15 protein-coding genes are annotated in these 14042 nt (G+C 45.7%); 1 reads left to right on the plus strand and 14 read right to left on the minus strand.

Annotated elements, in window-relative coordinates; translation table 11 throughout:
• Window positions 1-56 precede the first annotated feature (56 nt).
• The 12 genes from CBX98_RS19500 to trmJ all read right to left on the minus strand — a co-directional run bounded on the left by CBX98_RS19500 (window position 57) and on the right by trmJ (window position 9988).
• Window positions 57-1184 (minus strand): bifunctional tRNA (adenosine(37)-C2)-methyltransferase TrmG/ribosomal RNA large subunit methyltransferase RlmN, encoded by a 1128-nt coding sequence (locus CBX98_RS19500; RefSeq protein ID WP_005391540.1) that lies wholly within the window; start codon window positions 1182-1184, stop codon window positions 57-59.
• Window positions 1185-1560: 376 nt separating this feature from the next.
• A complete protein-coding gene (gene ndk, locus CBX98_RS19505; protein WP_005391542.1) occupies window positions 1561-1986 on the minus strand; it encodes a nucleoside-diphosphate kinase in 426 nt (141 codons plus the stop codon).
• Between the two features lie 94 nt (window positions 1987-2080).
• Window positions 2081-3379: an aminopeptidase PepB gene (gene pepB, locus CBX98_RS19510; RefSeq protein WP_005391544.1), complete on the minus strand. Its 1299-nt coding sequence runs from the start codon at window positions 3377-3379 to the stop codon at window positions 2081-2083.
• 161 nt (window positions 3380-3540) lie between these two features.
• A complete protein-coding gene (gene iscX, locus CBX98_RS19515) occupies window positions 3541-3735 on the minus strand; it encodes a Fe-S cluster assembly protein IscX (protein ID WP_005391546.1) in 195 nt (64 codons plus the stop codon).
• Between the two features lie 44 nt (window positions 3736-3779).
• Entirely contained in the window at window positions 3780-4118 is a 339-nt protein-coding gene (fdx, locus tag CBX98_RS19520) for an ISC system 2Fe-2S type ferredoxin (RefSeq protein ID WP_005391548.1), read from the minus strand.
• Between the two features lie 13 nt (window positions 4119-4131).
• On the minus strand, window positions 4132-5985 hold the full coding sequence (hscA, locus tag CBX98_RS19525; RefSeq protein WP_109170039.1) for a Fe-S protein assembly chaperone HscA: 1854 nt from the start codon (window positions 5983-5985) through the stop codon (window positions 4132-4134).
• 21 nt (window positions 5986-6006) lie between these two features.
• On the minus strand, window positions 6007-6522 hold the full coding sequence (gene hscB, locus CBX98_RS19530; protein WP_109170040.1) for a co-chaperone HscB: 516 nt from the start codon (window positions 6520-6522) through the stop codon (window positions 6007-6009).
• 55 nt (window positions 6523-6577) lie between these two features.
• Window positions 6578-6901, minus strand: a complete 324-nt coding sequence (iscA, locus tag CBX98_RS19535; RefSeq protein ID WP_005391554.1) for an iron-sulfur cluster assembly protein IscA — start codon at window positions 6899-6901, stop codon at window positions 6578-6580.
• 70 nt (window positions 6902-6971) lie between these two features.
• Window positions 6972-7355 (minus strand): Fe-S cluster assembly scaffold IscU, encoded by a 384-nt coding sequence (iscU, locus tag CBX98_RS19540; protein WP_005381718.1) that lies wholly within the window; start codon window positions 7353-7355, stop codon window positions 6972-6974.
• A 38-nt stretch (window positions 7356-7393) separates the two neighbouring features.
• Window positions 7394-8608 (minus strand): IscS subfamily cysteine desulfurase, encoded by a 1215-nt coding sequence (locus CBX98_RS19545; RefSeq protein ID WP_109170041.1) that lies wholly within the window; start codon window positions 8606-8608, stop codon window positions 7394-7396.
• A 28-nt stretch (window positions 8609-8636) separates the two neighbouring features.
• Window positions 8637-9143, minus strand: coding sequence for a Fe-S cluster assembly transcriptional regulator IscR (iscR, locus tag CBX98_RS19550; protein WP_005381720.1), 507 nt, complete (start codon window positions 9141-9143; stop codon window positions 8637-8639).
• Window positions 9144-9268: 125 nt separating this feature from the next.
• A complete protein-coding gene (gene trmJ, locus CBX98_RS19555; protein WP_109170042.1) occupies window positions 9269-9988 on the minus strand; it encodes a tRNA (cytosine(32)/uridine(32)-2'-O)-methyltransferase TrmJ in 720 nt (239 codons plus the stop codon).
• A gap of 231 nt (window positions 9989-10219) precedes the next feature.
• Between trmJ and suhB the strand changes: the two genes are divergently transcribed.
• A complete protein-coding gene (gene suhB / locus CBX98_RS19560; protein WP_012842115.1) occupies window positions 10220-11023 on the plus strand; it encodes an inositol-1-monophosphatase in 804 nt (267 codons plus the stop codon).
• 196 nt (window positions 11024-11219) lie between these two features.
• Here the strand turns inward: suhB and secF are convergent, their stop codons facing one another.
• The gene (secF, locus tag CBX98_RS19565; RefSeq protein WP_005391572.1) at window positions 11220-12167 is read right to left on the minus strand and encodes a protein translocase subunit SecF; all 948 of its coding nucleotides are present in this window, start codon (window positions 12165-12167) and stop codon (window positions 11220-11222) included.
• A 14-nt stretch (window positions 12168-12181) separates the two neighbouring features.
• Entirely contained in the window at window positions 12182-14038 is a 1857-nt protein-coding gene (secD, locus tag CBX98_RS19570; RefSeq protein WP_006741889.1) for a protein translocase subunit SecD, read from the minus strand.
• Window positions 14039-14042: the final 4 nt, after the last annotated feature.

A 14042-nucleotide genomic window follows, 5' to 3' on the forward strand; every position in this document is an offset into this window, starting at 1 on the left:
TCGATAAACAAAATAGCCAGAGCAAATGGCTCTGGCTATTTTTGAATTCCGGTCGTTTATACCGCTTTTACTTCAATGGTATCAGCACCGCGCGACGCTTTTAACATTGCAGTACGTTTAGTTCGGTCAATCACATCACCGACTAACTGACCACACGCTGCATCAATGTCATCGCCACGAGTCTTACGAACCGTTACTGTATGCTCATATTGCATCAATGTTTTTTGGAAGCGATCAATACGTGAGTTACTTGGTTTCTTGTAAGGTGAACCTGGATACGGGTTAAACGGAATCAAGTTAATCTTACATGGTGTGTCTTTCATCAGCTCAGCCAGTTCACGAGCATGGTCCATGTCATCATTCACATGATCAAGAAGTACGTACTCAACCGTTACCTTACCGCGGTTTGCATTCGATGAAGCGATGTAACGACGAACTGATGCTAGGAAATCTTGAATATCCCAACGATCGTTAATTGGCATGATTTCACTACGCAACTTATCGTTTGGCGCATGAAGGGAAATTGCCAACGCGACATCGATTTTGCCTGTCATCTGATCAAGACCAGAAACCACACCTGATGTAGATACAGTCACACGACGTTTTGACAAACCAAAGCCAAGGTCGTCCAGCATTAGCTCTAATGCCGGGATCAAGTTCTTCATGTTTAGAAGCGGTTCACCCATCCCCATCATCACGACGTTAGTAATTGGGCGGCGACCTGTTTCTTTCTCAAGACCAATTTCACGTGCAGCGCGCCACACCTGACCGATGATCTCTGAAACTTTCAAGTTACGGTTAAAGCCTTGCTGTGCGGTTGAGCAGAACTTACATTCCAACGCACAACCTACTTGAGAAGACACACAAAGCGTTGCACGGTCATCTTCTGGAATGTAAACCGTCTCCACATCCTGATCACCAACGTTCATCGCCCACTTGATTGTACCATCAGAAGAGTGCTGAGCTTCTGCGACTGTTGGTGCCTTGATTTCGCACTTGTGTAAAAGCTTTTCGCGCAGCTTCTTGTTAATGTTTGTCATTTTTTCGAAGTCATCTACACCGAAATGGTAGATCCACTTCATAACCTGATCGGCACGAAACGCTTTCTCGCCGAGTTCTTCTGCGAAAAACTGACGCATGCCTTTGCGATCAAAGTCGAGTAGATTGATTTTTTCAGTGGTCATGTTGCCTCTCAATGACTGAAACAAGAATAAGGGCGCGAATTGTACAGCCTTTATGCAGCTACAACAAGGGGTGTAAAACCCTGAGTTTGCTAAGGCATTAAAATCAAAATGATTAAATTTTAAGCACCCCTTGTGCTATAAGTGGCTATTACACTATCAAAAGTAAAAGCGTAGAAATCGTAAAGGGAAAAGACTAAAAATAACTCACGTTACTGGGCTTTAAAGCCCATTATATAGTCAGACTAGTTAGCGTGTAAGAGATCACTTATGCAGTCAACATTGCCCTCAACTTAGGTATATGAAATGAAAAAGCCTCGGAAAGTTCCGAGGCTTTTCTGTATCAGAGCATCACTAACAAGTGAAGTATCACGCCTAATTAGCGAGAGAAAACCTCTGACTCAGGGAAGAAAAACTCAATTTCACGCGCTGCAGATTCAGGGCTATCGGAACCATGAACTGAATTGTGACGCATGCTAAGTGCGTAATCAGCACGCAAAGTGCCGCATGCCGCTTCCTCTGGGTTAGTTTTACCCATCAGCTCACGGTAACGTGCAATCGCATTTTCACCTTCCAGTACCTGAACCATAATAGGACCAGATGTCATGAACTCTTTTAGTGGAGGGAAAAACTCTTTGCCTTCATGCTCTGCATAAAAACCGCTTGCCTGATCTTCAGTCAGGTGAACCATTTTAGCAGCGACAATACGTAGGCCAGCCTTTTCAATACGGTTATAGATTTCACCAATCAGGTTTCGCTCTACCGCATCCGGCTTAATGATTGAAAATGTTCTTTCTAGAGCCATAAAATTTCCTTTCTGTACTTGTAATAATAGTTGTGTTTTTAAAGTGACTTACTGGGTAAGAGCAGCACTCAAACAAGGAGTGCTGAAATCAATCTTATTTACCAGCTTGCTCATTGAGGAAACGAGCAAGTGTACGAACGCCCATACCCGTAGCTCCCGCAGCCCATTTATCAGACGCGGCTTTACGGTATGTACCCGCACAGTCGAAGTGCAACCAGCCTTTTTTGTAGTCTTCTACGAAGTAAGACAAGAATGCTGCTGCTGTGCTTGCACCCGGAGAGTAATCGCCAGAACTGATATTCGATAGGTCAGCAAAGTTTGACGGCAGCATTCCACGGTGGAAGTCAGCAAGTGGTAGCGGCCATAAACCTTCTTTTTCTTGGTTTGCCGCAGTGAGCGCTTGATGCGATAACTCGTCATCGAAACTCATTAGTGCGTGGTAATCATTACCCAACGCATTCTTCGCCGCACCTGTTAGTGTTGCACAATCAATGATTAACTCAGGTTTTTGCTCACTAGCGTAGATAAGGCCATCAGCAAGCACTAAACGACCTTCTGCATCGGTGTTCATGATTTCAACGGTTTTACCGTTTTTGTAGGTGATGATGTCGCCAAGCTTGAGTGCGCGACCAGAAACCATGTTCTCTGCACAACAAAGGATCAGTTTTACACGCTTGTTCAAACCACGAAGAATCGCCAGTGCAAGACCACCGGTGATGGTGCCTGAGCCACCCATGTCTGCTTTCATTGCGCTCATGAAGTTAGAAGGCTTCAAGCTGTAACCACCCGAATCAAAGGTGATACCTTTACCGACAAGACACGCGAATATTGGTGCGTTCTCGTCACCTGTCGGGTTGTAGTCTAGCTGGAGCATCGCAGAAGTGCGCTCAGAACCACGGCCTACGGCGTAAATGCCTTCCCAACCTTCTGCCAACAAGTCTTTGTCTTTGACGATACGAGCTGTCACTGTGCCTTTAGGCGCAACAGATTTGATGAATTCAGCGGCCATTGTCGCTAGCTGACGAGGGGCAACTTCTTCTGCGGTTTTATTGATGATATCGCGGGTAAAATCAGTCGCAGTAATACGCGCTTGAAGCTCTGCTTGATCTTCTTCAGACAATGCAGACCACTCAACTGAGCCATGTTTTTTTGGGTTACGGTAACCTTGGTGGAAAGCCCAAACGCTCTCTAAATCCCAGTTATCACCGGAAAGAAAAATAGAACGAATTCCTTGGCCATCTAGCTGACGAGCTGCACGTTGAATTGCACCAAGATCGTGACCTTCACCTAAATGAATGGTTGCGCCGTTTTCAGCGAATGAAAGCAGTGCTTTTTCGCCCCAATGTGGTGCTGCCGACTCTTGACTTAAAAATACAGACATCTGTGTAGACATGGTTTCTCCTTGTCTTATAGCAGCGTTGCCTACGCTGCTTCTTTTTAATAACTCACGGATGTTAGCATTATGTAGGGCAAAAATGTCAATTGGATAAAAAAACGGACCTAAAGGTCCGCTTTTTTTAGTAAGAATTGTTAACTAGGCTGTGTTTTACAGACTTAGTCTGCTTCATCCATCCAGCACATGATAACAGCTTCCAGAATCTTTTCGTTACAATGGTTTGGGTCATCTTCAAACTCATCTAACTCCATGATCCATTGATGAAGATCGGTAAAACGCACCGTTTGCGGATCAACATCTGGAAACTTGTCACAAAGTTCAATCGCGATATCGCGAGAATCTGTCCATTTCATTGCTCATCTTCCTTTTGCTTCTTCCCTATATTGGGAAGATAGTTTTAGTGATCTTCTGAAGCGTGGTTTAGCGTGTACTTAGGAATTTCTACTACTAAGTCTTCATCCGCAATTTTCGCCTGACACCCTAGACGTGATTCAGGCTCTAGACCCCACGCTTTATCCAGCATGTCGTCTTCCAGCTCTTCACTTTCTTCTAGCGAATCAAAACCTTCACGGATGATCACGTGGCAGGTGGTACAAGCACATGATTTTTCACACGCATGTTCAATACCGATACCATTTTTTAGCGCTACGTCCAGAACGGTTTCACCAGTGTTTGCTTCCAACACTGCGCCTTCTGGGCACAAATCGTCGTGTGGTAATACAATAATCTTAGGCATAACTACTTATCTCTTATATATCGTCTACTGATTGACCTGACAGCGCAGCTCGAATCGATTTATCCATACGGCGCGATGCGAAATCTTGGCTCGCTTTATCGGTATCTTTAATGCCTTGCTCAATCGCATCTGCATCATCACCATTACGCAGCTCAATCAAGGCTTCGATGGCTTTTATCAGGTCTTGTTTCTCTTGTTCTGATAGTAGTTCGTCACCATCAGCTTGCATGGCTGCAATCAAGCCTTCTATCACACGGTCGGCCTCAACACGCTGCTCAGCTAGCGCACGAGCTTGCATGTCTTCTTTAGCGTGAGTCATTGAATCACGCAGCATATCCGCCACTTCATTATCGCTTAACCCGTAAGAAGGTTTTACTTGAATCTCTGACTGAACACCGGTGCTCTTTTCCATTGCCGTAACAGAAAGAAGACCGTCAGCGTCAACTTGGTAAGTCACACGAATATGTGCCGCACCCGCCGCCATCGGTGGAATGCCTTTCAATGAGAAACGAGCCAGTGAACGACAATCATCAACCATTTCACGTTCACCTTGTACCACATGAACACTCATGGCCGTTTGGCCATCTTTGAATGTGGTAAATTCTTGCGCACGCGCAACAGGAATCGTGGTATTGCGAGGGATGATCTTCTCAACCAAACCACCCATGGTTTCAATACCAAGCGACAGTGGGATCACGTCAAGAAGTAACATTTCTGAATCAGGCTTGTTACCCGCTAGAATGTCGGCTTGGATACCCGCGCCGATTGCGACAACTTCATCAGGATTAATGCTTGTTAGCGGTGTGCGGCCAAAAAACTCGCCTACCATTTCACGAACCAGCAATGTGCGTGTTGAACCACCAACCATGACAACTTCGAGTACTTCGTCTGCGTTAACATCAGCATCTTTTAATGCACGACGACAAGACATTAGTGTTTTCTTCACTAATGGGCGAATCAGATCTTCGAACTGCTCACGAGTAACGGTGCCCTTCCAGCCAAACACGTCAACATCAACGCTGTCTTGCTCAGAGAAAGCAATCTTAGTCGCAGTAGCAATGTTCAGTAGCGTACGGTTTTTTTCAGCAGAAAGTGGGGCTTCGAGACCCGCTTGCTCCATTAGGTAATCCGCTAACAGATGGTCAAAGTCATCACCGCCTAACGCAGAGTCACCACCTGTTGCTAATACTTCAAATACGCCTTTCGACAAACGTAGAATAGAGATATCAAATGTACCGCCACCTAGATCGTAAACCGCAATCACACCTTCTTGGCCTGAGTCTAGGCCATAAGCAATTGCCGCGGCGGTTGGTTCGTTAAGCAGACGGAGAACATGAAGACCTGCTAATTTCGCGGCGTCTTTCGTACCTGCACGCTGAGCATCATCAAAGTAAGCAGGAACAGTGATCACAACACCCGCTAACTCACCACCTAACGTTTCTTCTGCTCGCTTACCTAGCGCTTTTAGAATGTCCGCAGATACTTCAATCGGGTTTTTGTCACCTTGAGGCGTTTGCAGGATTGGAAGACCATTTTCACTCTCTCTAAAACGATAAGGAAGTGAAGAGTAACGGGACTGAATGTCCTTTAATGAACGACCAATCAAACGTTTTACAGAGATAATCGTGTTCTCTGGTTCAAACTCTGCTTTAGCTTTGGCTTCGTGGCCGACCGTTAACGTTTCCTCAGCGTAATTAACGACTGAAGGTAAAATAGTACGGCCCTGCTCGTCCGCAAGTGGAGTTGCATCGCCGCTACGTACAGAAGCAACCAAAGAGTTGGTAGTACCTAAGTCGATACCCGCTGCTAACTTATGCTCATGAGGTGCCGAGCTTTGGCCCGGTTCTGCGATTTGAAGTAGTGCCATGATAGGTCCTTGTCACGCTAACTAGCCGAGGAGTTTGTCTTCGACTAGTTCAATTTCGTTCTTTAGTTTGGCAATGAATTTTAGCTTACGAACTCGGTCTGCGGCTTCAGCCCAAAGACCATCATCAAGCTCTTGCTCGACGCTTGCCAGATGCTGTTTGTATATTTTGCTGACCTTAGAATCGAAGTCAAAAAGCGCCGATTCAGGATCGGTGCTGTCAGCAATTTCTTCCAGTTCTTCGCGCAGCTCCATTTGCTCCATTAAGAACATTGGATCTTGCATTGTCTGCTGTTCACCTCGGATCTCAACTCCCTGCTCTGCGAGTATGTACTCGGCACGGGAGATAGGATTTTTCAGAACTTGATAGGCATCGTTGATTTGCGCTGCCTTTTGCACCGCCATCAAACGGTCACGTTCAGATCCCGTTGCAAAGTTATCCGGGTGGAAGCGTTTTTGTAGTTCTCGGAACTGAGAAGAAAGAAGGCTACCATCCAGCTTAAACTGACTTGGTAGCCCAAATAATTCAAAGTGATTCATTAAGTTCGGGTCCTAGTAAAGCCTTCCGGACTCGCTTGCCCAGAAGGACAATCAATTAGACGTTGAAGCTTTCACCACAACCACATTCACTTTTCGCGTTAGGGTTGTTGAATTCAAAACCTTCATTCAACCCTTCTTTCACGTAATCCAATTCGGTACCGTCTAGGTACACTAAGCTTTTTTTGTCGATGATGATTTTCACTCCAGAGAGTTCAAAAACTTCATCTTCTTCGTTAAGCTCATCAACAAACTCAAGTACATATGCCATGCCTGAACAACCAGTCGTCTTCACTCCAAGACGTAAACCGATACCTTTGCCTCGGTTATCTAGGAATGCTCTTACGCGACTTGCCGCTGATTCTGTCATTGTGATGGCCATACTGCACCTTAGTCTGTCTAAATTTCGATTGGAATGGGAGCGTCAAAGCTCCCATTATATTACGGAATAATTATTCTTGGTGTTTTTTCTTGTAGTCTGCAACCGCTGCTTTGATTGCATCTTCAGCAAGAATTGAACAGTGAACTTTCACTGGTGGAAGCTCTAGCTCTTCAGCAATTTCAGAGTTTTTAATTGCTGCTGCTTCATCAACTGACTTGCCTTTTACCCACTCAGTTACTAGTGAGCTTGATGCGATTGCACTACCACAACCGTATGTTTTGAACTTCGCATCTTCGATGATACCTTCCGGTGTCACTTTGATTTGAAGCTTCATTACGTCACCACAAGCTGGAGCGCCAACCATGCCGCTACCTACTGATGGGTCTTCTTTATCGAATGAACCAACGTTACGTGGGTTCTCGTAGTGATCAATTACTTTTTCGCTGTATGCCATGATAAATTACCTCGAATCCTCTATTTCAATCCCTGAGATTAATGGTGAGCCCATTCAACAGTGCTCAAATCAATCCCTTCTTTGTACATATCCCATAGAGGAGACATGTCGCGTAGCTTAGTCACTGCAACGCGGATTTGTTCAATTGCGTAATCAATTTCTTCTTCAGTCGTGAAACGACCAAACGAGAAACGAACCGAGCTGTGAGCCAATTCATCATCCATGCCTAGGGCACGAAGAACGTAAGAAGGCTCAAGGCTTGCAGACGTACAAGCACTACCAGAAGATACCGCTAGATCTTTAAGCGACATTAGTAGTGATTCACCTTCTACGAATGCGAAGCTGATGTTTAGGTTGTGTGGTACACGTTGCTCAAGGTCACCGTTTACCGTCACTGCTTCTAAGTCTTTCACGCCATCAAAAAGACGGTTACGAAGCGCTAAAGCGTGATCGTAATCTTTTTGCATGTCTTCTTTTGCAATGCGGAATGCTTCACCCATACCAACGATTTGGTGAGTAGGAAGTGTACCAGAACGGAAACCACGCTCATGGCCGCCACCGTGCATTTGCGCTTCAAGACGAATACGAGGCTTACGACGAACGTAAAGTGCACCGATGCCTTTAGGGCCATAAACTTTGTGAGCAGAAAGCGAAATTAGGTCAACTTTCATCTCTTGAACGTCGATTGGTAATTTACCTGCAGATTGCGCTGCATCCACGTGGAAAACAATTTTACGCTCACGACACAATTCGCCGATCGCAGTAATGTCTTGAACCACACCAATCTCGTTGTTTACGTGCATAATAGACACAAGCACTGTGTCATCACGCATTGCCGCTTTAAGCTTCTCTAGATCGAGCAAGCCATTTGATTCTGGCTCAAGGTAAGTCACTTCAAAGCCTTCACGCTCAAGTTGACGACATGGGTCAAGAACGGCTTTGTGCTCTGTTTTACAAGTGATTACGTGCTTGCCTTTCTTCGAGTAAAAGTGCGCTGCACCTTTAATAGCAAGGTTGTCTGATTCTGTCGCACCAGATGTAAATACGATTTCGCGAGGATCTGCATTTAGAAGGTCAGCAATTTGCTCACGAGCAGTATCGACCGCTTCTTCTGCCTGCCAGCCGTAACGGTGCGAACGCGACGCTGGGTTGCCAAATGTGCCATCCATTGTCATGTACTGAACCATTTTTTCAGCAACACGTGGATCAACTGGACATGTAGCGGAATAATCAAGATAAATCGGCAGTTTCATTCTCTACTCCAATGTAAAAAGCTGACCGCTAAGAGCGGACGTTTACACCGATGGGCGCGGCGGTTGTATTTTTGTTTGATAGCCCATGGGTTACCGCCAGATCAATGTCCTGACGATCAGAAATTTCGAGGACTTCATTGTCTGTCATCAACTCACCAAGAGTGATGTTATTCAAGAAGTCACTAATGCGAGAGCTTAAGTCGCGCCATAGCGTGTGAGTAAGGCAACGTGTTCCGCCTTGGCAATCTCCTTTGCCCTGGCATTTGGTTGCATCGACTGACTCATCAACGGCTGCAATCACGGTACCAATAGCGATACTGTGTGCGTCGGCACCAAGTCGGTAACCACCACCAGGACCACGAACGCTGGCAACGAGACCTGCTTTACGCAATTTTGAAAATAGCTGCTCTAAGTAAGAGAGCGAGATCCCCTGACGCTCTGAGATGTCAGCAAGAGGTACAGGGTTTTGTTGCGAATGCAGTGCCACATCCAGCATGGCTGTCACCGCATATCTTCCTTTAGATGTAAGTTTCATACCACACCGTATCCACATGGTTTGTAATGGTTAAGATTTTTCCATACCTGAGTAATTTGGTCAAGTATTTATTTGACCATTTTACTCAGGTATTCATCCTTACACCTAAAGTGGTTATTCTTTACTCAGAGCTTTTTTTCTATCGAGGTCAAAATGCCGCGTAGAATATTGAGCTCCTGGGTTTCTGGCCGAGCACGAGAGAACAAGCGACGCAATTTATTCATCACCTGCCCTGGTTGCTCTTTATTGATAAACTGGGTCTCAACCATCACCTTTTCAAGATGCTCGAAGAACATTTCGAGCTCTCTATGACGTGGGTACTCTTCCGGCTCATTTGGGGCAAACTGGCTTTGCTCTAAGTCCAAATGCGCAACTCGTACTTCGTAACTCAGAGTTTGTACAGCCATCGCTAGGTTAAGCGAGCTATATTCAGGGTTAGCAGGAATGCAAACATGGTAGTGACACCTTTGCAGCTCTTCGTTTGTTAGACCAGTTCTTTCACGACCAAACACGAGCGCGACAGGATGTTTTCTACCCTCAACCGCAAATTTCTCACCACATTCACGTGGCTCAAGCATTGGCCATTCTAATGTACGAGAGCGAGCACTGGAGCCCACCACAAGGCTGCAATCTTCAACCGCTTCTTCTAGTGTACTGACAACCTTTGCATTTTGAGCAATATCACCAGCACCCGCAGCCAAAGCAAGAGTTTGTTCATCCACTTCACATTGTGGATCGACTAATACTAGTTGGCTTAAACCCATCACTTTCATAGCTCGAGCTGCTGAGCCAATATTGCCTGAATGAGAGGTACCTACGAGTACAATTTTTACTTGATCCAACATCTGTGTTTGCTACCTAAATTAAAACCGCAGAATGTTACCATAGTTTTTTAACACACCCTAGGGCGAAGCAGGCCTCTCTTCTCATTCTTGGTCATTGTTCTCGTTCGCCTCAAGCTAAATACAATAAAACCACTGACTTTAGAACAAAAAATAACCACTTCCCTTTTTACTGATCTCTGGTATACTCGCCGCCGCTTTCATTTGTTCTTTAACATCCGTTGGGAAATTCGTATGCATCCAATGCTAAACATTGCTATTCGCGCTGCGCGAAAGGCAGGCAATCATATTGCTAAATCATTAGAAAACACTGATAAAGTAGAATCTACTCTTAAAGGCACTAATGACTTTGTCACTAATGTAGATAAAGAAGCAGAATACATCATCATCGATACTATCAAGCAGTCTTACCCTGAGCACTGTATCGTTGCTGAAGAACAAGGTCTTATCGAAGGTAAAGATAAAGACGTACAATGGATCATCGACCCACTGGATGGCACCACTAACTTTGTAAAAGGTTACCCACACTTCGCGGTTTCTATCGCTGTTCGTATCAAAGGCAAAACTGAAGTTGCTTGTGTTTACGATCCAATGCAAAACGAGCTATTCACTGCACAACGTGGTGCAGGCGCTCAACTAAACAGTGCGCGTATCCGTGTTGCTCAACTAAAAGACCTTCAAGGTACTGTTCTAGCTACTGGTTTCCCATTCAAACAGAAACAACACGCTGAGTCTTACATCAAGATCGTTGGTGCGCTATTCACTGAATGTGCTGATTTCCGTCGTAGCGGCTCTGCTGCTCTTGACCTATGTTACGTGGCTGCTGGCCGTGTTGATGGTTACTTCGAGCTAGGTCTAAAACCTTGGGATATGGCAGCAGGTGAGCTTATTGCTCGTGAAGCTGGCGCAATCCTAACTGACTTTGCTGGCGGCACTGAGTACATGAAGTCTGGTAACATTGTTGCTTCAAGCGCTCGTGGCGTAAAATCTATCCTTAAGCACATCCGCGAAAACGGTAACAGCGCGATCCTTAAGTAAGATTTGAAAGTCATATTTAGCCCGTCACGCTGATGACTTTAAAAAGCCCCGCTCAATGAGCGGGGCTTTTTTTGTATCTACTTAGCTGCAATGTAAGGCTCTTCATACCGTGAGGCTCTGCAAGCACAAAACTCGATTCAGATACAAAAAAACCGCTGATTGCTCAGCGGTTTTTGTTTTCGACTCTCAACCTGCCTTATGGCATTTCGTCGAACTCTGCGCCTTCTTTTTCTACTTGAGGTGGCATCAAGTGCTCTTTCTGGATGCCCAGTTTTAGCGCTAGTGCTGATGCTACGTAGATAGAAGAGTAAGTACCTACAGTGATACCAAGTAGAAGTGCGGTTGCGAAGCCGTGAATCATCGCACCACCCTGCATGAACAGTGCAATTACCACGAACAATGTTGTACCCGAGGTAATCAACGTACGGCTCAACGTTTGGGTGATTGAAGCGTCCATGATATCGGCTGGCTCACCTTTACGCATCTTACGGAAGTTTTCACGGATACGGTCAAACACAACGATGGTATCGTTGAGCGAGTAACCGACTACCGTTAATAATGCCGCGACGATGGTTAGGTCAACTTCTATTTGTAGGAATGAGAAAACACCTAACGTGATAATGATATCGTGAGCCAATGCCATAACCGCACCAGCCGCTAGACGCCATTCAAATCGCATCGAGACATAAAGCAGGATACAGATCAGCGACACGAGGATCGCTAGACCGCCAGCTTCTGTTAGCTCATCACCAACGTTAGGACCTACGAATTCAATACGACGCATTTCTACGCTTTCGCCAGTACCATCTTTGATAGCACCAATGATTTGGTTGCCCAGCGTTTCACCAGAAACGTCATCACGTGGACGAAGACGAACCATTACTTCACGAGCACTACCGAAGTTTTGTACTGTCGCATCACCAAAACCTTTCGCATCTAAAGCGGTTCGGATTTTTTCAAGGTTCGCAGGTTTTTCAAAGCCAACTTCAATTAGCGTACCGCCAGTGAAGTCTAGGCCCCAATTTAGCCACTTAGTTGACAAAGTGAAGATAGAAGCAGCAATCATAAAGATTGAAAAAACGAATGCTACTTTCGACCAACGCATAAAGCCGATCGTCTTCTCTGCTTTTAGAATTTGAAACATATTAATTCCCAGCCTTAGATCGACAATTTATCAACGCGTTTGCCACCGTAAATCAGGTTCACGATACAACGTGTACCAATAATGGCGGTGAACATTGAAGTTAAGATACCGATAGATAGAGTAACCGCGAAACCTTTCACTGCACCAGTACCGACTGCAAATAGGATAATTGCAGTAATCAGTGTCGTGATGTTCGCATCGGCAATCGTACTGAATGCATTCGCGTAACCTTGGTGAATAGCTTGTTGTGGACTACGCCCATCACGAAGCTCTTCACGGATACGCTCGAAGATCAGTACGTTCGCATCAACCGCCATACCGACCGTTAACACGATACCGGCAATCCCCGGAAGCGTCATGGTAGCGCCTGGAATCATCGACATAACACCAATGATCAACACTAAGTTAGCCATTAGAGCGATGTTGGCAATCAAGCCAAAGCCACGGTAGTAAAGCAGCGTAAACAGCATTACGGCAACCATACCCCAGATACACGCTTGGATACCCATATCGATGTTTTGCTGGCCCATTGATGGACCAATAGTACGCTCTTCAACGATAGAGATAGGTGCGATCAGTGCACCAGCACGTAATAGAAGTGCAAGGTTGTGCGCTTCAGCTGCGGAGTCTATACCCGTGATACGGAAGTTACGTCCAAGAGCCGATTGAATCGTCGCTTGGTTGATGACTTCTTCATGCTTATCTAGGATGACTTTGCCTTCTGGCGTACGACGACCACTGTCTTTGTACTCAGCAAACACGGTAGCCATTAGCTTACCGATGTTCTTCTTAGAGAACGCTGACATCTTGTTACCACCTTCGCTGTCTAGCGAGATGTTAACTTGTGGACGACCGTATTCATCGACACTTGAGCTTGCATCCGTAATGCTTTGACCACCAAGAATAACACGCTTCTTAAGCACAACCGGACGACCGTCTCGGTCCATTTTGATTTCACTGCCTGCTGGCGCACGACCATTTGCCGCCGCTGATAGGTCAGCTTTATCGTCAACTTCACGGAATTCTAGCGTTGCAGTCGCACCTAGAATCTCTTTTGCACGAGCAGTATCTTGAACACCAGGAAGCTCAACAACAATTCGACTTGCACCTTGACGTTGAACGAGAGGCTCTGCAACACCTAGCTCGTTTACACGGTTACGTAAAATCGTAATGTTTTGCTCAACAGCGTAGTTACGGATCTCTTGTAAACGTTGCTCGGTAAAGGTCGCAGTAAGAGCGTAACGGCCATTTGAATCAGATTCGACAAAGAGCATGTCCGGGTGATTCTTTTCTAGCATTGCTTTCGCTTCTGCTAATTGCTCTTCGTTACGTAGCAGAACCTCTACCGCTTCTTTGCCAGAAGGGCGGATAGCACGATAACGAATTTTTGCCTCACGAAGTTCGCTACGGAAAGCTTCTTCTTGCTGACCAACGAGCTTTTCCATCGCAGCGTCCATGTCTACTTCCATTAAGAAGTGGACACCACCACGAAGGTCAAGACCCAGCTTTAATGGTGACGCGCCAATCGCTTCTAGCCAATCGGGTGTAGAAGGAGCAAGGTTAAGTGCAACAATTGTGTCTTTGCCAAGCGCTTCGCTGATGACATCACGAGCACTGATTTGCGTGTCAGTGTCGTTAAAACGAACAAGAATTGATCCATTCTCGAGAGCAATGGATTTATGAGAGAGTTGCTCTTTATCAAGAGCAGTAGTGACAGCATCCAGCGTTGACATATCTACAGAGGCGCCACGCGCCCCTGTAACTTGAATAGCCGGATCTTCACCGTAGATATTTGGAAGTGCGTATAACGCAGCGGTGATGATGGCAAAAAATACCATCAAGTACTTCCATAATGGATAACGGTTTAGCACAGCG

This window comes from Vibrio sp. T9 (assembly GCF_003123985.1).
Classification (GTDB): Bacteria; Pseudomonadota; Gammaproteobacteria; order Enterobacterales; family Vibrionaceae; genus Vibrio; species Vibrio diabolicus.

Bases quoted from the DNA above. Each gene is read 5' to 3' on its own strand.
- CBX98_RS19500 (WP_005391540.1), bottom strand. From the start codon at position 1,184: ATGACCACTGAAAAAATCAATCTACTCGACTTTGATCGCAAAGGCATG.
- ndk (WP_005391542.1), bottom strand. From the start codon at position 1,986: ATGGCTCTAGAAAGAACATTTTCAATCATTAAGCCGGATGCGGTAGAG.
- pepB (WP_005391544.1), bottom strand. From the start codon at position 3,379: ATGTCTACACAGATGTCTGTATTTTTAAGTCAAGAGTCGGCAGCACCA.
- iscX (WP_005391546.1), bottom strand. From the start codon at position 3,735: ATGAAATGGACAGATTCTCGCGATATCGCGATTGAACTTTGTGACAAG.
- fdx (WP_005391548.1), bottom strand. From the start codon at position 4,118: ATGCCTAAGATTATTGTATTACCACACGACGATTTGTGCCCAGAAGGC.
- hscA (WP_109170039.1), bottom strand. From the start codon at position 5,985: ATGGCACTACTTCAAATCGCAGAACCGGGCCAAAGCTCGGCACCTCAT.
- hscB (WP_109170040.1), bottom strand. From the start codon at position 6,522: ATGAATCACTTTGAATTATTTGGGCTACCAAGTCAGTTTAAGCTGGAT.
- iscA (WP_005391554.1), bottom strand. From the start codon at position 6,901: ATGGCCATCACAATGACAGAATCAGCGGCAAGTCGCGTAAGAGCATTC.
- iscU (WP_005381718.1), bottom strand. From the start codon at position 7,355: ATGGCATACAGCGAAAAAGTAATTGATCACTACGAGAACCCACGTAAC.
- CBX98_RS19545 (WP_109170041.1), bottom strand. From the start codon at position 8,608: ATGAAACTGCCGATTTATCTTGATTATTCCGCTACATGTCCAGTTGAT.
- iscR (WP_005381720.1), bottom strand. From the start codon at position 9,143: ATGAAACTTACATCTAAAGGAAGATATGCGGTGACAGCCATGCTGGAT.
- trmJ (WP_109170042.1), bottom strand. From the start codon at position 9,988: ATGTTGGATCAAGTAAAAATTGTACTCGTAGGTACCTCTCATTCAGGC.
- suhB (WP_012842115.1), top strand. From the start codon at position 10,220: ATGCATCCAATGCTAAACATTGCTATTCGCGCTGCGCGAAAGGCAGGC.
- secF (WP_005391572.1), bottom strand. From the start codon at position 12,167: ATGTTTCAAATTCTAAAAGCAGAGAAGACGATCGGCTTTATGCGTTGG.